At 70.2% G+C, this 23,708-nt stretch carries 19 protein-coding genes; 4 read left to right on the top strand and 15 right to left on the bottom strand.

All coding sequences use genetic code 11. The annotated features are described in order from the left end of the window. Positions 1–3: 3 nt before the first annotated feature. The 9 genes from D9V36_RS23760 to D9V36_RS23720 form a co-directional block, all read right to left on the bottom strand. Complete coding sequence (locus D9V36_RS23760) at positions 4–3,798, bottom strand: type I restriction endonuclease subunit R (RefSeq protein ID WP_164993019.1); 3,795 nt, start codon at positions 3,796–3,798, stop codon at positions 4–6. 185 nt (positions 3,799–3,983) lie between these two features. Further along, on the bottom strand, positions 3,984–4,322 hold the full coding sequence (locus tag D9V36_RS23755; protein WP_129295559.1) for a hypothetical protein: 339 nt from the start codon (positions 4,320–4,322) through the stop codon (positions 3,984–3,986). Further along, on the bottom strand, positions 4,322–4,540 hold the full coding sequence (locus D9V36_RS23750) for a hypothetical protein (protein ID WP_241721000.1): 219 nt from the start codon (positions 4,538–4,540) through the stop codon (positions 4,322–4,324). Before D9V36_RS23750 ends, D9V36_RS23755 begins: the two co-directional genes overlap by 1 nt. 401 nt (positions 4,541–4,941) lie before the next feature. Next, positions 4,942–5,145, bottom strand: coding sequence for a DUF397 domain-containing protein (locus tag D9V36_RS23745; RefSeq protein ID WP_431357696.1), 204 nt, complete (start codon positions 5,143–5,145; stop codon positions 4,942–4,944). A gap of 4 nt (positions 5,146–5,149) precedes the next feature. Then, positions 5,150–6,010, bottom strand: coding sequence for a Scr1 family TA system antitoxin-like transcriptional regulator (locus tag D9V36_RS23740; RefSeq protein ID WP_129295556.1), 861 nt, complete (start codon positions 6,008–6,010; stop codon positions 5,150–5,152). Between the two features lie 700 nt (positions 6,011–6,710). Further along, a complete protein-coding gene (locus D9V36_RS23735; protein WP_129295555.1) occupies positions 6,711–9,449 on the bottom strand; it encodes a type I restriction-modification system subunit M in 2,739 nt (912 codons plus the stop codon). Between the two features lie 99 nt (positions 9,450–9,548). After that, complete coding sequence (locus D9V36_RS23730) at positions 9,549–10,289, bottom strand: RloB family protein (RefSeq protein WP_129295554.1); 741 nt, start codon at positions 10,287–10,289, stop codon at positions 9,549–9,551. Continuing rightward, on the bottom strand, positions 10,289–11,551 hold the full coding sequence (locus D9V36_RS23725) for an AAA family ATPase (protein WP_129295553.1): 1,263 nt from the start codon (positions 11,549–11,551) through the stop codon (positions 10,289–10,291). Before D9V36_RS23725 ends, D9V36_RS23730 begins: the two co-directional genes overlap by 1 nt. A gap of 94 nt (positions 11,552–11,645) precedes the next feature. Further along, a complete protein-coding gene (locus D9V36_RS23720) occupies positions 11,646–12,932 on the bottom strand; it encodes an adenylosuccinate synthase (protein WP_129295552.1) in 1,287 nt (428 codons plus the stop codon). A 206-nt stretch (positions 12,933–13,138) separates the two neighbouring features. Here D9V36_RS23720 and D9V36_RS23715 point away from each other — a divergent pair, with 206 nt between their 5' ends. Beyond that, positions 13,139–14,119, top strand: coding sequence for a hypothetical protein (locus D9V36_RS23715; protein WP_241720999.1), 981 nt, complete (start codon positions 13,139–13,141; stop codon positions 14,117–14,119). Between the two features lie 15 nt (positions 14,120–14,134). Here D9V36_RS23715 and D9V36_RS23710 read toward each other — a convergent pair whose 3' ends face one another. Then, positions 14,135–14,680 (bottom strand): GbsR/MarR family transcriptional regulator, encoded by a 546-nt coding sequence (locus tag D9V36_RS23710; protein WP_129295551.1) that lies wholly within the window; start codon positions 14,678–14,680, stop codon positions 14,135–14,137. Positions 14,681–14,773: 93 nt separating this feature from the next. Between D9V36_RS23710 and D9V36_RS23705 the strand changes: the two genes are divergently transcribed. The 3 genes from D9V36_RS23705 (at position 14,774) to D9V36_RS23695 (ending at position 18,191) form a co-directional block, all read left to right on the top strand. Beyond that, on the top strand, positions 14,774–15,721 hold the full coding sequence (locus D9V36_RS23705) for an ABC transporter ATP-binding protein (RefSeq protein ID WP_129295550.1): 948 nt from the start codon (positions 14,774–14,776) through the stop codon (positions 15,719–15,721). Beyond that, entirely contained in the window at positions 15,718–17,361 is a 1,644-nt protein-coding gene (locus D9V36_RS23700; RefSeq protein WP_129295549.1) for an ABC transporter permease, read from the top strand. The genes D9V36_RS23705 and D9V36_RS23700 overlap by 4 nt, the downstream gene beginning before the upstream one ends. A gap of 365 nt (positions 17,362–17,726) precedes the next feature. After that, positions 17,727–18,191, top strand: a complete 465-nt coding sequence (locus D9V36_RS23695) for a calmodulin-binding protein (RefSeq protein WP_129295548.1) — start codon at positions 17,727–17,729, stop codon at positions 18,189–18,191. Positions 18,192–18,274: 83 nt separating this feature from the next. On the opposite strand, the gene D9V36_RS23690 is transcribed toward D9V36_RS23695, so the two are convergent. The 5 genes from D9V36_RS23690 to D9V36_RS23665 all read right to left on the bottom strand — a co-directional run bounded on the left by D9V36_RS23690 (position 18,275) and on the right by D9V36_RS23665 (position 23,462). Continuing rightward, positions 18,275–18,931, bottom strand: coding sequence for a response regulator (locus tag D9V36_RS23690; RefSeq protein ID WP_088798580.1), 657 nt, complete (start codon positions 18,929–18,931; stop codon positions 18,275–18,277). Beyond that, positions 18,928–20,295 (bottom strand): sensor histidine kinase, encoded by a 1,368-nt coding sequence (locus D9V36_RS23685; RefSeq protein WP_431357695.1) that lies wholly within the window; start codon positions 20,293–20,295, stop codon positions 18,928–18,930. Before D9V36_RS23685 ends, D9V36_RS23690 begins: the two co-directional genes overlap by 4 nt. Positions 20,296–20,363: 68 nt before the next feature. Continuing rightward, positions 20,364–21,254 carry an alpha/beta hydrolase family protein gene (locus D9V36_RS23680; protein WP_206739722.1) on the bottom strand — a complete coding sequence of 297 codons (891 nt, stop codon included), beginning with the start codon at positions 21,252–21,254 and terminating at the stop codon, positions 20,364–20,366. Then, a complete protein-coding gene (gene kynU / locus D9V36_RS23670) occupies positions 21,251–22,561 on the bottom strand; it encodes a kynureninase (protein ID WP_129295547.1) in 1,311 nt (436 codons plus the stop codon). The genes D9V36_RS23680 and kynU overlap by 4 nt, the downstream gene beginning before the upstream one ends. Then, a complete protein-coding gene (locus D9V36_RS23665) occupies positions 22,554–23,462 on the bottom strand; it encodes a tryptophan 2,3-dioxygenase family protein (RefSeq protein ID WP_129295546.1) in 909 nt (302 codons plus the stop codon). Before D9V36_RS23665 ends, kynU begins: the two co-directional genes overlap by 8 nt. Positions 23,463–23,708: the final 246 nt, after the last annotated feature.

Below are 23,708 nucleotides of genomic sequence, written 5' to 3'. Positions count from 1 at the left end.
CACCTATTGTCCCCTGCCCTCGGCCCGGAAGCCCGCATGCTGCTCGGCGCCGAACGCCGCCAGCCGTTCCGACAGCTCCCCGAGCGCGGCACGGTTTCCGCTGCTCGGACGCAACCCCGACGTGCGCAGGCACTGCCAGATGTGCGCGTCGAGCTCAGTGAGGTGAGCGGCCTCCGCCGCGAAGGAGGCCCGGGTGACGTGGCCGACGATCACGTCCTTGACCTCGACGACGAGCCGGCGGAGGAATTCCGGCGCCGGATCATCAAACCGGGAGTCCTGCTCCAGCTTCTCTTTCAGGAGCACGTACAGCCGCTGTTCCATCACCGACAGACCGGCGGCCTCGGGATCCGCCTCTTCCGCCCGCCGGGCGCGCTCGACGAGGGGGCCCACCTCCCGCTTGATGTCCTCCCAGCGCCCCTCGAACTCTTGCAGGACCCGCTCCAGCTCCTCGGAAAGCTGCCGGTAGACCGTGCGGCCCTCCTGATCCCGCTCGATCCGCTCCTCCAAGTGGTACCGGAGGGCCTGCACCTGTTCCGCCGCGGCCTCCCGTACCGGCAGCCGGTCCACGATCTCGTCGAAGTCCGGAGCCAGAATCGAAACGGGCGCGATGACCTGCTCGATCTTCTGGACCTCCAGATGGTCGGCGATCAGCGCGCGGACCTTCCGGCCGTACCCGCGCGTCGAGAAGCCACCCCCCGGGGCGTCCCGGTAGTGACGGCGTACACGCATCTGGAGCACACTCCAGCGGCGGACGTTCGAGATCTGTTCAAGCGCCTTCTCATGCGGCAAGACGCGGTCCACCGCGTCCAGGAACGTTCCGAGCCGCCGGTCGAAGTCGGCCCGCCGAGCCGGTTCGTGCAGAGCGAGCATGGCGCGCGAGAGACCACCCCGCGTGCCGAGATCCTCCGTGTCGATCCCCGCCTCGGCGAAGAACCCCGCGACCTCCTTGGCCGCGTGCTCCATGTTCTGTGCCTCCTCGGCCAGGTCCCGCAGTGATGCGACCACAGGCGGATCGTTCCTGTAAGCGGCGAGGGTGGTGCCCAAGTTGTTCAGCACGCCGTAGTAGTCAACGACCAGCCCTTCCTTCTTCTCGGGGGCGGGCCGGTTGACACGCGCGATCGCCTGCAGGAGCTCGGCATCCTGGATCGGCCGGTCCAGATACAGCGCCTGCTCGATCGGCGCGTCGAAGCCGGTGAGCAGCATGGACTTCACGATCAGGAAGGCGATCGGGGGCTCACCGTCTTCCGCCCCGTTGTGCGGGGGAAGTTCGCTCCAGGGGTTCATGCTGGCGACCCGTCCGGCGATCACCGGGTCGGGTTCCGGTACGTGCGTGACCATCCACGGGTTGTCCGGCGGCAGCTCCGGGAACGGCTGGAGGAACCGCTCGATGTGGTCACGCTGGCACGTCTCGTCGGTCCACTCCCGCCAGGTGCCCGCCTTCCGCTCCGATCCGGCGGAGATGACGGGGACGAAGTCCATCCGTCGCAGCACCGCCTGGTACTGCCAGGCACGCAGCAGCAGCATTTCCTCTTCGGAGTACGACTCGGGGTCTCGCCCGCGCAGTGCCTCGCGCCGACCGGACCTGTCGAACTCCTGCACCTCTGCGAGGAGTTGCGCCCGGGCGTCCCTCAGGGCGTGCCGGTACCACACGGCCGCACGCCTGCTGACGACCGCCAGCTGCGCCTTGAAGCCTCCGGTGAGCGGCCCCGTCACATAGTGCGCGAGCATGTTGTACGCCTTGCTCCGGATCAGCGGCGCGGACTCGGCCACATCCCGGCCCGAAGGCGTTCCGTACGCGTCCCGTATGCGCTGCCGTTCCGCTTCTTCCAGCGGCTCGATGAGGTCGGCGAAGCACTCGTCCAGCTTCTGCTTCTCCCGGACCTCGGCCGAGGTGGCGCGTCCCTCGTAGCGGACAGGGACGATCACCTTGTCCTTCTCCGCCTCGTCCATCCGATACGTATCGAGGAACGCCGGCCTGCCGCCCGGCTCCCGGCTCGGCTCCAGACCGAAGATCCGGCCGGTGTCGGACAGCCGCCCCTGCATCAGCGGGGTACCGGTGAACCCGACGCGGGCGGCGTTCGGCAGGGCCTTGCGCAGACAGGCGTGCAGGACGGAGGTGTGCGAGCGGTGTGCCTCGTCGACAAGGACCAGCACCTTCACCGAGTCACTGCACTCGGGGAAGATCCGGGCGGCGTCCTTAAGCGTCTTCTCGTCCGGCGACGGATCCGCCACTTCCTCGGGGCTCGCGCCGGCGTCGATACGGTCACGCGCGCGCTCGAATTTGGCGGTGAGCGACGGCTCCTCACCGTCAGCCGCGCCCGGAGTCCGCTCCGGACCGTCCGCAGCCTCCGCACCGATGCCGTCCGCGCCCTCCGTCTCCCGGGGAATCCCCGGGAGGTCTCCGAGGAACTTCTGGATGGTCGCGAAGATCACCGCCCGGCCGCCGAATTTTCCGGCCCGCCGCAGCATGCCCTCCAGATCCGCCCGGGACGTGGCCTGCCGTACCTCGCTGCCGCTCAGCGCGACGGACTTCTTGAGCTGCCGCTGGAGATCCCTGCGGTCGGTGATCGCCACGAGGGTGATCTGGTTCAGCTCCGGATCCCGGCTCATGTGCAGCCGCCGGGCCAGGAACTTCATCGTGAAGCTCTTGCCCGCGCCCTGCGTATGCCAGATCACACCACCGCGCTCGTCCCGCTCCGCGCCCGGGTCCAGCCGGCTCCGGCCGGTACGCAGCTTGCGGACGATCTTCTCCGTGGCCCGGTACTGCTGATGCCGGCAGACCACCTTGGCGGTCTTCGCCTTCTGCGCGGAGGCCACGGCCCTGGCCTTGCCGGCCGACCTCGCCCCCGTGCCCTTCCTGCCCTTCGCACCCTTCCGGCTCTTGAGCGGCATCTCGAAGACGTAGTGACGGATGATGTTGAGCAGGTTCTGCGGCTTCAGCACCATCGCGGTCAACTGGTGCTGCAGGGTGGGCTGTTCCTCAGGGCCGAGCAGCTTCCAGCCGCGCAGTTCCTGCCGGAGCACATCCAGCTTCTCGTAGTCCGGCTCGGTGCTTCGCCACAGCGCGTAATGCTCCTCCTCGGACGAGATCGTCCCGAGCACCGCGTCCTTGCCGTCGGCGGCCACCAGCAGCTGTACGGGCGCGAAGAACTCCGGAATGCCCCGCGGGACGCTTCCGCGCTCCCGTATGTCCTCGTCCAACGGCCTGCCGGTGTACCCCCGCAGGTCGCGGATGGCCTCACCGAGGGGATCCTGCCGGTCGGGAGACTTGCACTCGATCACCACGACCGGGATGCCGTTGACGAACAGGACGAGGTCGAGAAAGACATCCTTGCCATCGGCGTTGCGGACGCACAGCTGGTCGACGACGAGGAAGTCGTTGCGCGCCAGCACCTCTTCCCGGCTGCCTTCCAGCGCCTGTGTCCCCCAGTCGGCGAACTGCACCTTCACATCGCGCTCGTCCGGCCCCTTCTCCAGGGCACCGTGCAGCAGCAGCGTGGTGACTTCCTCGTTGGCCTCTTCGAGCGTCCGTGTGACCACGTTCCGCGCGGCCTGCTTCAACCGGTCGAGGGAGCGGAGCGCGTCGGTCTCACTCATCCAGCCGTTCGCGGCACCGGGCAGCGTGTTCGTACGCCGCAGCGCGGACATCGTCAGCTTGGCCAGAAAGATGTCGCCGTACGCACGCTCCTCGGCGGTCTGAAGGTCCGGCCCGTGGACGTGCCGCCACCCCATCTTCTTGAGGTGCGTCAGCAGCGGCAGCTCCGCCTCGTCCCGCTCGACCGTTCCCCTGACCCCCATGCGTACGCGCCTCTCCCCTGGACCGTCTGATGTCACCCGCCGATCCATTGTGCGCCTTGGACGCGTGTGCCTGGGGCGCGCAGGGAAGTAGCCCGTCCGGCCCGGGGAGGGAGGCGCCGGGGCCGGACGGGCCAGGAGGCATGTGCGGGGTGTCGCCGCTTCCCGCGTCCTCCGGAGAACTTGGCTTACAAGTGACGTACCCCCTGGCTCCTCTGGATGCTCTTCCGGCAGTCCGGCAGCGGGCCGTCGACGGCCTGGCCCGCCGCGAGCGGTCCGGTCACGGTCACCGGCAGGTCGTCGAGCGCGTAGCACAACTGCGCGTGCAGGAGCTCGGCCTCGCCGGGCGCGAGGCGCAGCGCGACATCCCCGTCGAACTCTCCGTCCCGTCGCAGCCACAGGTGGATGGCGATCTGCCCGTCGACCTCACGCTGTACGGGCTTGCTGGGCACGCGACTGATGCGCAGCCCGCGGAGGGTGCCGGCGGCATGCGTCGTCGGTGTGCGGCGGTCCCGGGCGCCTTCCATCAGACCGCCACCCCCGCCATGACGAGGCGACGTGCTCCCGGGGTGCCGACGAGGTGCCCGTGGATGACCCACGGCCCGACGTCGATCCCGTCGAGCGCGAGCGCCAGCGCGGCCCGGCGGGCGCACTGCTCGTACGCGAGGAGGTAGGGGCGGACGAGCGGGCCGGGGTCATCGAGGGTGGGGGCGTCGGCGGGGGATGTGGCGTGTGGGCGGGGCACGGACACTCGGCGGTGGGGCGCGATGGGCGTACGGGAGGTTGTTCGCGAGGTGCGGGCGGGGCGGGGCAGGGCGGTTCCCGGCGCTGCACGGTGCCTCCCCTCAGCGAGAGGCATGAGCAACACAGCGGCACGGGCAAATGTTCGCTGTAGAACCGACCAGATACGGTGGGTCACGCAGACGCTCCTTACAAGCGTTGGCCAAGCCCCGGGGTGCGGACACACCGCCGGGGCCCTTCATGCTGCAACCAAGCGACTACAGCATGGAGTTGCGACCATAGCGCGAACCCTCATCACTCATCAACGTTTGTAACTCGCGAGTGTGGGTTTGGCATATGCCTGCACCTAGGGCATCAAAAAGCCCCTCGCCACTGGGCGCGGGGCTGGACCAGTCGAAGGCGCGGCTACATCAAGTCATCGAACTCGCCGGCCTTGGCACCGGCCAGAAACGCACGAAGCTTCTGCTGCGTGGTCCTGATGATCACTTCTGGGTGATCGCTCTCCCGCACCAGTATCTCGCCCTCGTGCACGGCGAGTTCGAGGCAGTTACCACCCTCCGTATCGTCCGAAAACGAAGACTTCCGCCACTGAATCGCCACTCTTCTCACGCCTTCAGAGTTCCTGTATCGCCTTGCAGATGAAGTCACGCGAACGGTTCGGATCGAGCGAGCGCTCCTCCATACGATCCAGCACCGCACGGTAGTTGGCGAGATGAGTCTCGGCGTGAAGGAACATCGATCCCGCACGTGAGTCGATCTGCACCGTATCGAGCTGAGCGACTGCCCCGTGCGCGTAGTGCGCTGAGGCTCCCGCACTCGGGAACCCACCGGCCGCGAACGGCAGGACGCGAATGGTGACGTGGTCCCGCTCGGCCTGCTCCAACAGGCTCTCCAGCTGCAACTTGGTCACACGCCTGCCACCGAACGTCATCCGTAGCGCCGCCTCGTGGATGATGAACGTGCACTTCGGGGGCTCGGGACCGTCGAGTACGGCACTGCGCCTGATCCGGAACTCAAGCTTGCGCTCCAGGTCCTCCGACTGGAGAGGCGGCACGGCCTCTGCGAAGACCGCGCGCGTGTAGTCCTCGTGCTGAAGAAGACCCGGCATATGCGTGATCTGTGCGGCGCGAAGCGCTACCGCGTGATGCTCCATCTCCGCGAGGTCAAGAACCGTCGCGACGAGCAGATCGCGGTACTCGTCCCACCAGTACGTGGCCGAAGCGCGCCGCTCCCTTGCCATGTCGGTAAGCGCGTCGATGTACCCATGGTCCGGACAGGCGTAGTTGGCCGCCCACACCCGCACTCGGTCTGCGCTGACGCCGAAGCGACCCGACTCTGTGTTACTGATCGTGGTCTTGTCCGTGCGGTGTAGCGCGGCGGCCTCGGTCAGGGACAGCCCAAAGTGCTCCCGCATCTTGCGCAGCTCGGCTCCCAGCCGCCGCTGACGCTCGGTCGGGGGCTTCCTTACTGCCATCAGTCGCCCTCTTCTCCCCGCCTCACAGACCCGTCCTCACCCCAACGCCGGTCCACTTCACCTCGCTTCGCTGCGCAACATGGCAGCCTGCAAGCAGCAGGCCACCTACGCGCCCCTTCCGCTGAGAAGATCCTCCGTCAGCCCCTGGCGTAGCGTCCGCAACTTGGCAACGGTTGCTTCAGCAGCCCGCTCCGCCTCAGTGACCGCGTCCAACGCCTCAACGATGCGCCGTTGCTCCTCCACCGATGGCCACCAGAGCTTGAGGCTTTCCACCGACCTCTGAGAGATGTTTTGCATACTTCGGCTGCTGCCGGAGGCCGCTACCTCGATTTGTCGTCGCACCTCGTACCCTGCGAGGCAGATGCTAATAAACCGGGCATCAGCTAGGTCTGGATTAACGACTAGCCGCAACGTCTTGTCAGAGAGCAAGAGCCGTTCCGCAGTTGGGGTAGCGATACATGCAGACCCGACGAGTTCTGGCGTGTTGGCTCGTGAAAAGAGCAGGTCACCGGGAAGCACCTCAAACCGACCGTCAGCCATAACAGCAGAAGTCACGGCCTTGTTCTCCCGAGGACGAAAGCCACTTGAATGGACAGCGCTAACCTTGAGCACACCCCACCCGCCTGGACCTGCAGGCACATCGGGCAGGTCAGGGCTGCGCCCAGCGTCGATACATAGCAATCGACTCTTCAGGGGAGCCTCAGTCCACATAACCCAGCTCCTTGACGAAGTCGTTCAGGCGCAGAGCCGCCGCCTCGCGGCAGGTCTCAATGTCGCGGAGCGACACCAGGTACTTGTCCTCCCAGACGCAATACATATCAATCAGTTCGCGGCGTCGCCGTACGACATGCCCCACCAGCTTCGAAGAGAGATCATCCCTGAGAATTCCCAGCACCACCTCGCGGCGGCCCGCATCGCCCAGGCCATCTCGGGCGCGGTACAAGCGCGGATCGGGCGCCTTTTCCTCCTCTGCACCGCCTCCCTCGGCGATGACGAGATCCAGCGTCGCCTGTGCTGCCGCCCCGCCGGCTTTGGACTCCGCCGCAAGCTCCCGCGTCCCCTTCGCCGCCGTCTTCTTCGGCTTGGCCGCGCGGCGACCGCTCTCCAAGGGCCAGAAGTCGTCTTCCAGCTCCTTGACGGCCTTGCCGGCCGCCGTGCGGTCCTTCTTCAGCTTCTTCAACTCGGCGTCGCTGAGCAGGTTTTCCGCCACTGCCGGGTCGAGGGCAGTCGGTGCGTCCGGCGCCCCGCCCTCGGCCGCCTCGTCTCCGTCCTCGGCGAACACCCCGGCCTTAGCCGCCGCCCGCGCGGCCTCCGCCTCCTCCGCGGCCTTCAGCTTGGCGTCCAGCCCCGCCTTCTTCCGGTCGGCCTCCGCCAGCTCCCGCAGGAAGTCCGGATCGATCTTGGCGACCACCTTGTGGCCGTACGCCTGACGGCGCTCGGCAGCCGAGCGCTTACGGGCACCGCCCGTGCGCGGGTCCGGCTCGGGCGACAGCAGCGTTTCGACCATCTCGACCCAGCCTTCCACCACACCACGGAAACCGTTCGTGGAGAGGGCCTTGAGGTCGTTGCGGGCTTCCTGCCACCAGCCCGCCACCGCGCCCGCGAGCGCGTGTTCGTCGAGGAGGCCGACACCGAGCAGACGGTTTCGGAACGAGGTGATCAAGTCGGCCCGGAGTCGGGCCAATTGGCCGCGCTTCTCGAACTCCGTGCGGTCGTCACCGTCGTACGGGGCAAGCGCTTCGATCTGCTCGGTCTCGGACGTCCACCACTTCTCGAAGGCTTCCCAGAGCACCCGCTCCCGGGCCTCGGCCAGCTGCGCGAGCCGGTCGGCATCGGGGCGCCGCTCCTCCGGCAGAAAGTCGAGATAGGCAGGGTCATCGGCGCGCCCCGAGAAGAGATCTTCGAGGCCCACCGCGTATGCATCGAGCAGCGACTTCTTCGCCTCGACCTCCGCACGCGGCACGCCGCCCACCAGGTGAGCGCGCACGTCCTGCGGCTCCGGCGGCGGAGTGTTGTCCACGTACCGGCGGATGTTGAGGTTGTAGTCGTTGGCAGCGAGCTCTTCCTTGCTGACCACACGGGAGAAGCGGTCGACCTCGCAGCGGTCGAACGGCAGGTGGAAGGTGGAGACGATCTTCTCCACATGCTCCGGCAACAGAACGTTCTGCGCCCGCTCGGCGTGGCACTCGCGGTCCGCGTTGATGAAGAGGACCTTGCCGCGACGCTCCGGATCCTTCTTCCCGGGAGCGCGCAGCACCAGCACACACGCCGGGATGCCGGTCCCGTAGAAGAGGTTGGGCGCCAGGCCGATCACAGCCTCCAGCAGGTCCTTTTCGATCAGCTTGGACCGGATGGCCTGCTCGGCGCCGCCGCGGAAGAGCACACCGTGCGGCATGACCGTGAAGACCGAGCCGCCGCGCCCGCCGACCATGTACAGCATGTGCTGCAGGAACATCAGGTCGGCCTTGCCGCGCTCGGAGGTCGTGCCGTACGGCATCCGCTCCTCCCGCTGCTCGACCTCGTCCGCTGTGTAGTCCATCGAGAACGGTGGATTGCTCAGGACGATGTCGTACGACTTGTCCAGATGCTGTGGATTGCTGAGCGTGTCGCCGGTCTGCAGGCTGAAGTGGCGGGCGCTGTGGAAGAGCATGTTCATGGTGGCCATGACCCAGGAACCGCCATTGGCGTCCTGGCCGGCCAGCCCCAGGTTGTCGGAATCGCCGCCGTGCTCGTCGATGTACTCCTTGGCGTGGATCAGCATGCCGCCGGAGCCAACGCAGGGGTCGTAGACGAGCTGGCCGGCCTGCGGCTGGGCCAGCTCGACCATCATGCGCACGACGGCACGCGGCGTATAGAACTCGCCGCCCTTGGCTCCGGCGGAGTCCGCGAAGTCCTTGAGCAGGTACTCGTAGGCCGCACCGATCATGTCCGGGAACTCGAAGTCCCCGCCGCGCAGCCGCAGGCTGCCGAAGTGCTCAATCAGCGCCGTGAGACGCTTGTCGGCGAGCTTGGCAGCCGAGGCGCCGCTGCCACCACCACCGCCGATGCGGTTGAAGTTGACGTGGGTGAAGAGACCGCGAAGCCCCTGGTTGTGGGCCTCCAGCTCGGCGAGTGCGGGCTGCAGGTGCCGGGTGGCGACATCGTCGACAGCGCCCGCGAGCTCGGCCCAGCGAGCCTTCTTCGGGACGTACATGACCTTGCGGAGTGTGTAGTTCTTGGGTTCCTCGGCCTCCTCCGCGGCATCTTCCTCGGAGCGGCGGTCCTTGCGCGCCTCGGCGATGATCGCCTCACGCGCGGCCTCGTACTCGTCGTTGACCCGCTTCAGGAACAGGAGGACCAGGATGAAGTCGCGGTACTCGGCGGCGTCCATGGTGCCGCGAAGGATGTCGGCCGCCGCGAAGAGGTGGCGCTCCAGTTGGGCGAGCGTGAGCTTGGCCACGTACGGCTCCTGAATTCCTAGTTCTGATCGAGAGGGGGCTGGGACGGAAGCCGGAGATCCGGCTCGCTGCGCGCCGTCCACAAGGCGAAACCATGCAGCCTAGTAGCCGCTGAGCAGCAGCCCTTCTTCCACGAAACGCCACATATCGGTGTACGGATCCCAGTCGTTCTGATTGGCCCCGTCGTGCCGTTCGCTCATCGTCTGGGCGAAGCGCTTGGCGTTGGCATAGCGGCTGCGCCCCTGCACTTTCCCCGTGATCTGCCCCGGGTGCACGTGCTTCGACTCCGGCACGCTGACCTTTTTCACGTTCTTCCCGTATGTCTGGGCAAATCCGGGCTGCTCCCGCAGCTTGTCGTTGGCACTGTCGCAGACACCGCCGAAGGTGCTGGTGTAGTTCTTGTAGTGGAGCAACCGCCACAGCTCGAAGCAGGGGTGGGAATACGCGATCCGCACGCCGGCCTTCTTCGCCATTTTGAACGCCTCGGTAATGTCCTCGTGCCTGTCACGGTCGAAGAGGACCCAGACATGTGGCCAGCGCCAGTCGTCCTCGTCCAAGCCGTTGCGCTCTGCTTGCCGCTCCACATCACGCAGCACCTTGACTGCCTGCTTCACCATGGTCAAGGGCTTACGGTCGTCCCCTACGGCCATCGCATTCATGAAGTGGATATCGACCTTTTGATCCGGTTTCTTCGGAATGCCGTCCGCATGGATGAGGTCGATGTATTCCTTCTCGGTGACCTTGCCCTCGGCGTAGACATACACCCGGCGTTTTTCGTGGTTTCCGGCCCACTTGGCAGGACGCTCGCGCTGGAGCTTGTCCCTCCCCTTGTCCCTGGCCATCAGATCTCTTCCGTCTCCATCTGCAGTGCCGCGGCCGTCCGCAAGAGCCTTCGCCCCACTTTGCCTTCGGTCATCCGTGGCACACCGCCGAAGGCCCCTTCGAGATAGGAGGTCATCAGGTCCTCCTCCTCGGCGGGCTGGAGGTCGGAAATGGGGAACAGTGCTGTGGCCCCGTGCTTGTCCTTCTCCGTCAACCAGATCTGTCCCGGGGCCAGGAAACGCTCACCGGCCGGGCCCCGCAGCAGCGACGGATCATGCGCCGTGAAGATCAGCTGCGCGCCCTTGGGGTTCACCCACGGCGCCTGGAAGAGGCGTACGACCTCGGCCGCGAAGCGGGAGTGCAGGCTGGCGTCCAGCTCGTCGATTAGCAGGACAGCGCCCGTGTCAAGGGCGAGCAGCAGCGGGCCGATCAGGGCGAACCACGAGCGGGTGCCGAAGGACTCCGCTTCCCAGTCCAGTACGGTCTCCTCGCCGCTGCTGGAGTGGATCAGCCGGACCCTGGGGCGGCCTCCGGAGTCGCGTTCCACCTCGGCCCCCGAGATGCCCAGGTCGGCGACGCGCAGCAGCTCCTCCACCCGCCGCCGTGACTCCTCGCTCTCCAGGAGGCGCTGAGCGGTGAACGCCTCGCGCTGGCGTCGCTCGGTCTCCGGGGTGACATCCCAGAGATTCTGCTTGAACCAGTCGTAGACGGGGGTGAGCTGCGGGTGACCGTCGTTGGCCGCGCGGGTCAGCAGCAGGGCGTTGGGGCGGGTCATGCGCGCGAGCAGGGCACGGTCCTGCAGCCGGTCACCGGGGAAGTCGAATTCCTTCTCACGGGAAGCGTCCCGGTCGAACCAGACCTGCCGCCGGCCCTTGGGGTACGCGAAGAGCCATTCCGCCTCGACCCTGCGCTCGCCCAGTTCGAAGCCGTACGACCAGCGGACCCCGTCCTCCATGACGAAATCCGCCTCGTACAGGGTGGTCTCCGCCGCCGCCTTGGGATCGAGTGCGAACTCTTCGCGCGGGATGCCCTCGTACGACGTCCACGCCGCGTACGAACTGAGAACGGCCTCCCGCATCTTCTTCAGGGCGGTGATGACGTTCGACTTGCCGGAGGCGTTGGCGCCGAAGATGCCGAGGACCGGGTAGACGGGGAGCTGCTTGCCGTCGGAGAGCGGGAGCAGCTTAGCGGCCGCGCCTTCCTCGTCTTCGGGCACGACGAACGACAGCTCCTGCTCCGCACGCAGGGACCGCACATTTGCCGTCCGGAATCTCAGCAGCATTCCGTCTCCTTCATGGAGCACAGCGTAACGATGTTGCCCAGTGCCCGTCTGCCTCTTGAGAAGCAGACGGGCACACCACGGGTGGACAACAGTCCTACGACAGGAACGAGTTGATCTCGATCGTCTCGTCCCGGCCGGGGCCGACGCCGATCGCGGAGATCGGGGCGCCGGACATCTCCTCCAGGGCCTTGACGTAGGCCTGGGCGTTCTTCGGCAGGTCGGAGAAGGACTTCGCCTTGGTGATGTCCTCGGACCAGCCCGGCAGCGTCTCGTAGACCGGCTTCGCGTGGTGGAAGTCGGACTGGCTGTAGGGCAGCTCCTCGACGCGCTTGCCGTCGATCTCGTAGGCCACGCAGACCGGGATCTGCTCCCAGCCGGTGAGCACGTCGAGCTTGGTGAGGAAGAAGTCGGTCAGGCCGTTGACGCGGGTGGCGTAGCGGGCGATGACCGCGTCGAACCAGCCGCAGCGGCGGTCGCGGCCGGTGGTGACACCGCGCTCGCCGCCGATCCGGCGCAGCGCCTCGCCGTCCTCGTCGAACAGCTCGGTCGGGAACGGACCGGCGCCGACGCGCGTCGTATAGGCCTTGAGGATGCCGATGACGCGGTTGATCTTCGTGGGGCCGACGCCGGCGCCCGTGCAGGCGCCGCCCGCGGTCGGGTTCGAGGACGTGACGAAGGGGTACGTGCCGTGGTCGATGTCCAGCAGCGTGCCCTGGCCGCCCTCGAAGAGGACCACCTTGTCGTCGTCGAGCGCCTTGTTGAGGATCAGGGTGGTGTCGGCGACATAGCCCTTGATCTGGTCGGCGTAGCCCAGCAGCTCCTCGACGACCTGGCCGGCCTCGATGGCGCGGCGGTTGTAGAGCTTGGACAGCAGCTGGTTCTTGACCTCCAGGGCCGCCTCGACCTTCTGCATGAGGATCGACTCGTCGTAGAGGTCCTGCACCCGGATGCCCACGCGGTTGATCTTGTCGGCGTAGGTCGGGCCGATGCCGCGGCCGGTGGTGCCGATCTTCCGCTTCCCGAGGAACCGTTCCGTCACCTTGTCGACGGTGATGTTGTACGGCGTGATCAGGTGCGCGTTACCGCTGAGCAGCAGCTTGGACGTGTCGACGCCGCGCTCGTTGAGTCCGCTCAGCTCGGAGAGCAGGACCGCCGGGTCGACCACGACACCGTTGCCGATGACCGGGGTGCACCCCGGGGAGAGGATTCCGGAAGGGAGAAGGTGCAGCGCGTACTTCTGGTCGCCGACGACGACCGTGTGGCCGGCATTGTTGCCGCCCTGGTAGCGCACCACATAGTCCACGGACCCACCGAGCAGGTCGGTGGCCTTTCCCTTGCCCTCATCACCCCACTGAGCACCGAGCAGCACAAGTGCGGGCACAGGCGTACACCCCTTCCGGGCGGGGCATGTCCAACGTGCGTGGATGGCATGGCGTTGTGTGTTCACGCGCACGTCATCGCTGGAGACATCGGACCGGTGCCCCGGAATAGACGAAGCCCCTGGCGCAATAGCGCAAGGGGCTCTTGCACCGAGATGCTACCTGAGGAAGGACCGAGGTGTCGGCGCAGCCTTCTGGGCACTTTCCCGTGGACTCCGTTCGGGGGCACCCCCTGCTCGTGGTCATCGACCCGGTCGCCCGCAGTACGGACGGCGAGTCCGTGCGGATCGCGAAGGATGTCCTGTGCGCGGGCGCGGGGGCGAAAATCTGCCTTCCGGAGGGGCCGGAGGAGTTCGCGCGGGTCCTGGCCCGGCGCGGCCACCGGCGGCCGGTGGTGATCGGTGACGACCGGGCGCTGCTGCGGGTGGTGGGCCTGCTGCACAAGGAACGCGAGCTGGCCGCGGTGCCGCTGTCGATGGTCCCGGTCGGCGCTCCGGCCGCCGTGGCGCTGAGCCGCACGCTGGGCATCCCCACGGACACGGTGGCCGCCGCCCGCGCCGTCCTGGACGGCGGGGAGCGGCCGCGGGACCTGCTCACGGACGACAGCGACGGCATCGTGCTCGGCGGGCTGCGGATCCCCTGCGGGAGCGCGGTGGCCCGGCAGGGCGGCGGGGTGTATGTGCCGGCCGCGGTCCCCGCGGTGCCCCCGGCGGATCCGCGGGAGGCCCGCGAGGCCGTGGAGGCGCCGGACGACGTGGCGGGCGGGCTCGACGGGCACCGGCCGTGGTGGCAGCCGGCCGCGCGGACCGCCCGTACGGCGCTGTCGCTGCTGGCCGCGCCGGCCGCCGGGCTGGGCGGGCGGCGCGCACGGGTGCCGGGGCAGCGGCTGCGGATCGAGGCGGACGGGGTGCTGCTGGCGGACCTGGACCGGCCGGTGCGCGGGGTGTCGGTGGTGCCCGGCGGACGGGCCGGGGCGGACGGGCCGCGGTCCGGGGCCGGTGACGCGCTGGCCGAGGTGGTGGTGCACTGGCCGGGCGGAGGCCGGCCGGTACGGACCCGGGCGCGGGCGGTGACGGTGTCCGGCGCGGACTTCCACTACCGGGCGGATGCGGTGGTCGGCGGGCCGGTCAGGACCCGCACCTGGACCCTGCAGCCGGGGGCCTGGCGGCTCCAGCTGCCCCGGGGGTGAGCGCCGGCCGGTGCCTCAGCGGGCGGCGTGGTCGTACTCGGCCCGCATCCGGTCGCGGTGCTCGCGCCAGCGCTCCAGCAGCCCGGCGAGCTCTTTCTGCAGGAACTCGAAGAAGACCAGCGTCTCGCTCATCCGGCGGCCCGCCGGGGAGTCCTCGCCCAGGCTCTCGACGCCGTCGCGCAGGGTGCCCTCCCAGCGGGTGAGGACGTTGTCCCGGCGGGCCAGCGCCTCGTACCACTGGTCGCTGTGCACGCGGTAGCGGTCGCGGCGGGAGCCCGGCTCGCGCTCCCTGCTGACCATGTCGACCTGGGAGAGGTAGCGGATCGCGCCGGAGACGGCGGCGGGGCTGACCTGCAGGCGCTCGCCGAGTTCGGCGGAGGTCAGCACGCCGGAGTCGGAGGCCAGCAGACAGGCGAAGACGCGGGCGGACATCCGCTGCATACCGGCGTCGACGAGCTGGGCCGCGAACCGCTCGACGAACTGCGAGACCGCCTCGTCGTCGCGCTTGTCCCGGGCCGTCTGCGCGGCCCGGCCCGCGCCGTGCTGTCGCTGCTCGCTCATGTCCGCATCATCTCCCCTGATCAGCGCCACCCCTCCAACTTTATACGTTTTCTTAACTTCACAAATTTGTGAAACTAGCGTACTTTCCGAAGCATGACCAAGGCACTCTCCTCCGCTCCGGCGGTCCGGGTCGACGGCCTGCGCAAGTCCTTCGGCCGCACCCGCGCACTGGACGGCCTCGATCTGCACGTCGAGGCCGGTGAGGTCCACGGCTTCCTCGGCCCCAACGGCGCCGGGAAGTCCACGACGATCCGCGTCCTGCTCGGCCTGCTGCGCGCCGACGGCGGCACGGTCCGGCTCCTGGGCGAGGACCCCTGGCAGGACGCCGTCGAGCTGCACCGCCGTCTCGCCTACGTCCCCGGCGATGTGACGCTGTGGCGCAATCTCTCCGGCGGCGAGGTCATCGACCTCCTCGGCCGGCTGCGCGGCGGGCTGGACCGCAGCCGGCGGGCCGAACTCCTGGAGCGGTTCGAACTCGACCCCACCAAGAAGGGGCGGACGTACTCCAAGGGCAACCGGCAGAAGGTCGCCCTGGTCGCCGCCTTCGCCTCCGACGTCGATCTGCTCGTCCTCGACGAGCCCACCTCCGGGCTGGACCCGCTGATGGAAGAGGTCTTCCGGAGCTGTGTCGCCGAGGCGCGCGACCGCGGCCGTACGGTGCTGCTCTCCAGCCATGTGCTGTCGGAGGTCGAAGCGCTCTGCGACCGCGTCAGCATCATCCGCAGGGGACGGACCGTCGCATCCGGCTCGCTGGGAGAGCTGCGGCAGCTGACCCGCACCTCGGTCGTCGCCGAACTCGCCGGACCGCCCGGCGCGCTGGCCGCGCTCCCCGGCGTCCACGGCCTGGCCACCGGGCCGCTCCGGGGGAGCTCGGGCCACCGCGTCGAGCTCCAGGTCGACAACGGCAAGCTCGACGCCGTCCTGCGCTCGCTCACCGCCTCGGGAGTCCGCAGCCTCACCAGCACCCCGCCCACCCTGGAAGAGCTCTTCCTGCGCCACTACCAGGACGACCCCCGCGGCACAGCGGCGGTCGCGCGATGACCGCCGCCGTGGCCGCGGCCCTCCCCGCGCCCGCCGCACGCCCCCGTCAACTGGCGGGCACCGGAGCCCTGTTGCGCCTCGCGCTGCGCCGCGACCGGGTGATGATCCCGGCCTGGGTGCTGTCCCTCGGACTGACCGTCGCCGCCATGGGCGCGTCCTTCGAGGCGGTCTACGGCACCGCGGCCGAGCGCGCCCGGCTGGCCGACTCGATGAACGGCAACGGCTCGATGCGCGCGCTGTACGGACCGGTCTTCAGCGACTCCCTCGGCGGCCTGGTCGCCTGGCGGATGGCCGGTTTCGGCGCCGTCCTCGCCGCGGTGATGAGCCTGCTGATCGTCGTCCGGCACACCCGCGAGGAGGAGGAGACGGGACGTCAGGAGCTGCTGTCCGCGGGCGTGATCGGCCGCCGTGCGCCGCTGACCGCGTCCCTGCTGACGGCGCTGCTCGCCAACGCCGGGCTCGCCGCACTGATCGCGGGCGGCCTGACCGCCTCCGGCCTGCCGGGCGCCGGTTCGCTCGCGCTCGGCGCCGCCGTCGGAGGCACCGGCCTGCTCTTCGCCGGCCTGGCCGCCATCGCCGCCCAGCTGACCGAGAGCGCGCGGCTCGCCAAGGGCCTGACCGGCGCGGTGCTCGGCCTCGCCTTCGCGCTGCGCGCCGCGGGCGACGCCGCGGCCCCCGGGGCCGGCTCCCCGCTCACCTGGGTCTCGCCGATCGGCTGGTCGCAGAACCTGCGGGCGTACGCCGGCGAGCGCTGGTGGACCGTCGCGCTCTTCCTGGCGGCGGCCGCCCTGGCCGCCGGTGCCTCCTACGCGCTGACCGCCCGCCGTGACCTCGGTATGAGCTTTCTGCCGGCCCGCCCCGGACCGGCGCTCGCGCCGCGCTCGCTGAGCGGCCCCTTCGGTCTGGCCTGGCGGCTCCAGCGCGCCACCCTGCTGGGCTGGAGCCTCGGCTTCCTGTGCGCCGGCGGGATCTTCGGCGGCATCGCCGAGGGCGCCTCCGATCTGGTCGGCGGCAACCGACAGGCCCGCGAGATCGTCGAGCGGATGGGCGGTCAGCAGGGCCTGACCGAGGCCTTCCTGGCCACCATGACCGGCCTGCTCGGGATGGTGGCGGCGCTCTACGCGGCCGGGGCGGTACTGCGGCTGCGCGGCGAGGAGACCGGGGCGCGTGCGGAGCCGGTGCTGGCCGGGGCGGTGGGGCGGCTGCGCTGGGCGGCCGGCCATCTGGCCTTCGCCTATGCGGGCACCGTCGTCATCCTGGCCGCCGGCGGCCTGGGCCTGGGCCTCGCCCACGGCCTCTCGGCCGACGACCTCGGCGGCGCGCCCGGCCCCGTACTGGCCGCCGCCCTCGCCCAGGTCCCGGCGGTCTGGACCCTCACCGGCCTGGCGGTCCTCGTCTTCGGCCTGCTCCCCGGGGCCACCGGCGCCGTCTGGGCCCTGGTCGGCGGCTGCCTGGCCCTCGGCTGGGTCGGCCCCTCCCTGGACCTCCCCGGGTGGGCCATGGATCTCTCCCCCTACAGCCACCTCCCCAAGCTGCCCGGCGCGGAGGTCACCGCCGCCCCGTTCCTCTGGCTGACGGCCCTCTCCGTTCTCCTCGCCCTCGTGGGCCTGGCGGGGCTGCGCCGGCGCGACCTCGGCTGATCCCGCTGCGGCCGGGCCGGCCGCGCCGGGCAGCCGCCCCCGTATACGTGCGCCGCCGGAGCTGTAGCGGACTCCGGCGGCGCACTCGCGTATGCCGGGGCGGCGGGCCGGATTTCTGGCGCGCGCCGCCGGGCAGGCGTCCCGTCGTACGGGGCCCGGAGCCGACGTCCGGCGCACGGCGTCGAGCCGTCCGCGCTCTGTCCACAGGGTGTGGACAGAGCACAGAAATCCGCCGACGGCCAGTCACTCTTCGCGATTTCACCTGCCCGCGCGTTAACCCGTAGTAACTCTGGAGCAATACGTGACGCTGTGGTTACTTTCCGTATGCACGGCCGTGACCACGGCCCGCGGCACCGGAGGGGTTCATGCCACGCATCACCACCAAGATCGGCATGCTGGCGGCGGCAGCACTGCTCGCCGTCGCGGCGGCCGGACCCGCCCAGGGCAAGCAGGCGAGCGACACCGCACACCGCACCGGGGCCGCGTCGGCGGCCTACTTCGTGATGACCGACGTCACGCGCGAGGAATTCGTCATCAAGCTCACCGACCCCCGCAAGATCCAGCACGCCCGTGACCTGCTGAGCGGCGCGTCCCACTCCGAGCCGCATGTCATCGGCCGGATCGAGAAGCGCCCCGCCCCGTACAACTGGCGCTGGAGCTTCCATCTCCGCCCGGAGACCATCGACTTCTTCGACTTCGCCATCGAGGTCTGTGACGCCACCACGCCCTATGTCGAAGAGCATCTGGACGAGGCCGGCGGGCCGTTCCTGCCGGGGCTGGTCTGGTGTCCGTGGACGTCGAGGCTGGTGCGGGAGGTCCCCCAGCCGTAAGGCCTGAGCTGACGGGCCGGCGGCCGGGCCCCGCCCGCCGGCCGCCCGCGCCGTGCGCCCCGCCACACACCGCGGCGCGGGCCTCAGCCCCCCGGTGTCACCAGCCGCGCCTCGTACGCGAACACCGCCGCCTGGGTGCGGTCGCGCAGCCCCAGCTTCACCAGTATCCGGCTGACATGCGTCTTCACCGTCGATTCGGCCACGACGAGATGCTCGGCGATCTCGCCGTTCGACAGGCCCTGGGCCACCAGCACCAGGACCTCGGTCTCGCGCTCCGTGAGATCGGCGATGCGCTCCTGGGCGGGCGCGCGCGGGGTGCCGAGACGGGAGAACTCGGAGATCAGGCGCTTGGTGACGGTGGGGGCGAGCAGCGCCTCCCCGGAGGCGACGATGCGGACGCCGTCGGCGAGCTGGCCGGCCGAGGCGTCCTTGAGCAGGAAGCCGCTGGCCCCGGAGCGCAGCGCCTGGTAGACGTACTCGTCCAGGTCGAAGGTGGTCAGCACCAAAACCTTGGCGTCCGCGTCGGCGGCCACGATCTCGCGGGTCGCCTCCAGACCGTTCATCTCCGGCATCCGGATGTCCATCAGGACGACATCGGGCTTGAGGACCGCGACCTTGTGCACCGCCTGCCTGCCGTCCACCGCCTCCCCGACGACCTCGATGTCCGGCATGGCGTTGAGCAGGACCGAGAAGCCCTCACGGACCATCACCTGGTCATCGACGATCAGTACCCGGATCATGCCTTGCCCCCCACTGTGTTCTCGCCCGCCGTGCGCACCACCGGGAGGAACGCCGCGACCTCGAAGCCGCCGTCCTCGGTGTGATCGGCCGTCATCTCGCCGCCCAGCATCTGTACCCGCTCCCGCATGCCCAGCACCCCGTGGCCCGCGCCCGGCGAGGGCTTGGCCAGGCGGCTCGGCGGACCGTTGACGATCCGTACGCCCAGCCCGCCCAGCACATAGGAGATCTCCACCCGCGCCTCGGCGCCCGGCGAGTGCCGCAGCGCATTGCTCAGCGACTCCTGCACGATCCGGTACGCGGACAGCTCCACGCCCTGCGGCAGCGGCCGGGGCGCACCGGTGGTCACCGCCTCGACGGTCAGCCCGGCGCTGCGGACGCTGTCGAGCAGCGCGTCGAGGCTGCCGAGCGTCGGCTGCGGGGCCTCCGGATCGGCCTCGGCGAAGGCGTCCGGATCGGCGGAGCGGACCACACCGAGGATGCGGCGCAGCTCGGCGAGCGCGGCGACGGCGTTCTCCCGGATCGTCGAGAAGGACGTGGCGAGCTCGGGCGGGGTGTCCTTGACGCGGTAGGGCGCCGCCTCGGCCTGGATGGCGATCACGGACATGTGGTGGGCGACGACATCGTGCAGCTCCCGGGCGATCAGGGCGCGCTCCTCCAGGAGCGTGCGCCGGGAGCGCTCCTCCGCGGTGGCGGTCAGCGTCTCGACGACCTGCCGGCGCTCCTCACGCCAGGCGCGGACCGCGGCGGCGGAGACCAGCACCACACCGCAGAACACCGCGACCGGCGGCAGCTCGCCCGTGTCCATGCCGAGGAGCGCCGTCAGCACGGCCGCCGTGGCGAAGGTGACCAGCCACATCTCGATGGCCAGCCGGGGCCGGGTGCGCAGCACCACGAGGACCATCACGGCGAGGTGGACGGGGAAGGCCACCTCCCCGACGACGCTGGCGAACGGGGACGCGAGGGCCGCGTAAGTGACCGCCGACACCGTGAACGCGCCCACCGACAGCCAGTAGGCGCCCACCGGGCGGAAGAGCGTGAGCATCGGCCCGGCGGCGACCAGCGCGCTGAAGCCGGTGATCAGGAGGTCGTGCAGCGCGCCGGGCCCGGAGCCGGCGGTGAGGTTCCCCAGGAAGACACACACCGAGAAGAAGCCGACGAGGGAGTGCGGCAGCCACCGCGCCCAGTACCGCAGCCGCTGCGGCAGGAAGGGCAGCCACCGGGACACCTTGGCGTCCTCCAGCGGCGGCATCGGACGGAAGGCGAAGGCGCCGACGAACAGGTCCTGGCGCAGCCGGTGCAGCGCCCCGTGGGCTATCCGGGCCTCGGAACGCAGATGGCTCTGCGTCTGGGTGGTGTCGTTCACGCTGACAAAGGTAAGCAACGACGGGCCCCCGGGGCGTCCCCACCCATGGGGATCTGCGGAGGTCCGCCTCAAGTACTACAGGTTCGGTGCAGTTGGGCGAAGAGTGTGTGACAGCTGGGGCTGCCGGGGGTGACGGGGCCGTAGTGGCCGACGCCGGGCAACTCGCGCAGGTCCGTGGTGCCGGGGCTGTGTGCGGCGTAGCGGCGGGAGAGGTCGAGCGGGACGTCCGGGTCGTCGGTGCCGTGCAGGATCGTGACCGGGACGCCGGCGGGCGGGTGGCACACCGGGTCGGCTGCGGCGATCCGTTCCGCGAGGCCGGGCCCGTCGCCGAACAGTTCGGCGACCGCGCCGTTGCTCAGGCCCAGCGCATGGGCGCGGGCGAGGTCGGCGACCGGTGCGACGGCGAGGACACGGGAGACGCGGGTGCCGGGGCGGGCGGCGGCGAGCAGCGCGAGCTGGCCGCCCGCGGAGTGGCCGACCAGCACCGGATCCCCGCCGCCCGGCAGCTCGCGCACCGCCGCCGCGAGGCCCGCCGTCACATCGTCGAAGGTCTGCGGCGCCCCGCCGCCGGCACCGACCCTGCGGTACTCGGCGAGCGCGACCGGCAGCCCCTGCCCGGCCAGTGCGGCGGCCAGCGGCGACAGATGGCGGCGGTCGTAGGCGGCGCGCCAGAAGCCGCCGTGCAGGAGGACGACCGGCGGGGGGCCGACGGCCGGCGCCGGGGCCCCGTCGGCCAGCCGCGCCTCGTCCGCCCACCGCTCGCCGCCGGCCGCCCGCGCCTCGTCCGCCTGCTGCTCGCCGTCGGCCACCCGCGCGTCCTCGGCCGCCCGCTCGGCGCCGGCCGCCCGCGGCAGGTACAGGTCGACGACCTGGTCCGGATGCGGCCCGTACGCCACCGTCCGGTCCGGCGCCACCGGGGCCAGCCCCAGCAGCGCCGCCTCCTCGTCCGCCGCGCTCACCCGGCGGCCCCGCCCGCCCCGGACTCGACGTCGGGCAGCGCCCTCAGCACCTCGCCGAGCACCCACGCCGCCCGCTCCGCGTCCGCGAACGAGGTGTAGAGCGGGGTGAAGCCGAAGCGCAGCACGTCGGGCCGGCGGAAGTCGCCGACCACCCCGCGCCGGATCAGCTCGTCCATCACCTCTTCCGCCGCGGGGGAACACTCCAGCGACACCTGGCTGCCGCGCCGCTGGTGGTCGTACGGCGTGACGGAGCGGGCCCGGCCCGGCGGTACGTAGGCGTTCACACACTCCAGGAAGAAGTCGGTCAGGGCGAGGCTCTTGGCGCGTACGGCCTCGATCGACACCCCGTCCCAGACCTCCAGCGCCGCCTCCAGAGCGAGCAGCGAGAGGATGTCGGGGGTGCCGACCCGGCCGCGCGCGATGCCCTCGGCGGGGACGTACGCGGGGTCCATGGCGAACGGATCGCCGTGCGAATTCCAGCCCGGCAGCGGCGATTCGAACCGTTCCTGGAGGCTTTCGCGGATGTAGAGGTAGGCGGGCGCGCCCGGGCCGCCGTTGAGGTACTTGTACGTGCAGCCCACGGCGAGGTCGACGTGGTGCGCATCGAGGCCGACCGGCAGCGCGCCGGCGCTGTGGCACAGGTCCCAGACGGCGAGCGCGCCCGCGGAGTGCAGCGCGTGGGTGATGCCGGGCAGGTCGTTGAGCCGTCCTGTGCGGTAGTCGACGTGGTTGACCAGCGCCAGCGCGGTCCGCTCGGTGACCTCGTCGGCGATCCGCGCGGGCTCGACCGGGCGCACCGCGAGGCCGGTCATCCGGGCCGCTGACCTGGCGATATAGCCGTCGGTCGGGAAGGTCGTGGCATCGACGAGGATCTCCGTACAGCCCTTGCCGGCCATCCGGACGCCGCCCACCACGGCCTTGAAGAGGTTGACGCTGGTCGAGTCGCCGACCACCACCCGGCCCGGTGCCGCTCCGATCAGCGGCGCGATCTTGTCGCCGATCCGCTCGGGCGCGGTCCACCAGCCGGATTCGGTCCAGGACCGGATGCGCAGCTCGCCCCACTCGCGGGCGATGACATCGGCGATCCGGCCGGGCACCGTACGGGGCAGCGCGCCGAGGGAGTTGCCGTCCAGGTAGACCCCGGCGTCACCGGAGGCGTGGTCGGGCGCGGCGTCGAGGACGAAGCGGTCACGGATCGCGGCGAGCGGGTCGGCGGCGTCCCGCTCCGCGGCCCGCGCGGCGTGCTCACGAGCGCCGGACGGCTCCTGGAGGCCGGCGCGGTCGGGGAATTCCGGGGTCTCAGACATGGCTGCGCGCCGTCCACAGCTCCGGGAAGACATTCTTGCGGGCCCGCTTCTCCAGCCAGGCCACCCCCGCCGAGCCACCGGTGCCCATCTTCGCTCCCATCGCCCGCCGGGTCGCGACCAGGTGGTCGTTGCGCCAGCGCCAGACCAGCTCGGCCACATCGGTCAGCGCCTCGCCGAGCCGGACGAGGTCGGACTCCTGCGGGCCCGCATATATCCCGGCCCAGACGGCCTCGACGGCCGGGTCGGCCTCGTAGCGCAGCGCGGGGTCCCGCCGGAGGACGGCCTCGGGCACGGCATGACCGCGGCGGGCGAGCAGCCGCAGCACCTCGTCCCACAGGCTCGGCTCCTGGAGGGCCTTCTCCAGTTCGGCGTGCTCCCGCGCGGCGCCGCGGTGCGGCACCAGCATCGACGCGGACTTCTCGCCGAGCAGGAACTCCATCCGCCGGTACATGGCGGACTGGAAACCGGACCCGTCGCCGAGCGCGCTGCGGTAGGAGTTGAACTGTGCCGGGGTCAGCCGGGCGAGCGGTTTCCAGGCGGCGTTCAGCGCCTCCAGCTCGTAGGTGGAGCGGCGCAGCGCCTCCTCCGTCTCCGCCAGGTCGTCACGGCGCAGCGCCGCGGCGGCGGTGCTCCACTCATGGACGATGACCGTGAACCACAGCTCCATGACCTGAGTGGTGACCAGGAAGACCATCTCGCCGGGGTCGTCGGAGAGCGGGTGCTGCAGGTGGGTGAGCACATCCGCCTGGACGTAGTCCTCGTACGGGGTCGTGCCGCTGCTGCCGATGCTGAGATCCGGGGCGAACGGCGGGTCGGACTCGGCTGTGTCCGCCGGTGCGGGACCCGCTGCGGGTGCGGTGGAGGCGCTGCCTGCGGGGTCGATGGGAGACGGCTGCGACATGAGGGACTCCTCAGGTGCGAACTACCGGGTAGCGGTCCGCCCCTTCCTCGTCGGCTCGGGAGCCCCGGTCCCCTCGGGCGCGGGATGACCCGGCCCACTGGAAATGATCCGTGCTGGGCAGCGACCGCGCAAGGGCCGACCGCGATCACGCGGCCGGCCCATTGATGCGTCCCCTTGATCTTGCCCGGCGCTTCCCCGCGGGAGGGCGACGGCCCTTGCTGCGGGGAGAGCCGGTGGCAGCCCCTC

This window comes from Streptomyces lydicus, assembly GCF_004125265.1.
GTDB classification, from domain to species: Bacteria; Actinomycetota; Actinomycetes; order Streptomycetales; family Streptomycetaceae; genus Streptomyces; species Streptomyces lydicus_C.
The sequence above is the reverse complement of the archived record's forward strand: the minus strand, read 5'-3'. Positions and strand labels throughout refer to the sequence as shown.

Coding starts and splice junctions, on each gene's coding strand:
- D9V36_RS23760 (WP_164993019.1), bottom strand. CDS start 3,798: ATGGGGGTCAGGGGAACGGTCGAGCGGGACGAGGCGGAGCTGCCGCTG.
- D9V36_RS23755 (WP_129295559.1), bottom strand. CDS start 4,322: ATGGAAGGCGCCCGGGACCGCCGCACACCGACGACGCATGCCGCCGGC.
- D9V36_RS23740 (WP_129295556.1), bottom strand. CDS start 6,010: ATGGCAGTAAGGAAGCCCCCGACCGAGCGTCAGCGGCGGCTGGGAGCC.
- D9V36_RS23730 (WP_129295554.1), bottom strand. CDS start 10,289: ATGGCCAGGGACAAGGGGAGGGACAAGCTCCAGCGCGAGCGTCCTGCC.
- D9V36_RS23725 (WP_129295553.1), bottom strand. CDS start 11,551: ATGCTGCTGAGATTCCGGACGGCAAATGTGCGGTCCCTGCGTGCGGAG.
- D9V36_RS23710 (WP_129295551.1), bottom strand. CDS start 14,680: ATGAGCGAGCAGCGACAGCACGGCGCGGGCCGGGCCGCGCAGACGGCC.
- D9V36_RS23705 (WP_129295550.1), top strand. CDS start 14,774: ATGACCAAGGCACTCTCCTCCGCTCCGGCGGTCCGGGTCGACGGCCTG.
- D9V36_RS23700 (WP_129295549.1), top strand. CDS start 15,718: ATGACCGCCGCCGTGGCCGCGGCCCTCCCCGCGCCCGCCGCACGCCCC.
- D9V36_RS23695 (WP_129295548.1), top strand. CDS start 17,727: ATGCCACGCATCACCACCAAGATCGGCATGCTGGCGGCGGCAGCACTG.
- D9V36_RS23690 (WP_088798580.1), bottom strand. CDS start 18,931: ATGATCCGGGTACTGATCGTCGATGACCAGGTGATGGTCCGTGAGGGC.
- kynU (WP_129295547.1), bottom strand. CDS start 22,561: ATGTCTGAGACCCCGGAATTCCCCGACCGCGCCGGCCTCCAGGAGCCG.
- D9V36_RS23665 (WP_129295546.1), bottom strand. CDS start 23,462: ATGTCGCAGCCGTCTCCCATCGACCCCGCAGGCAGCGCCTCCACCGCA.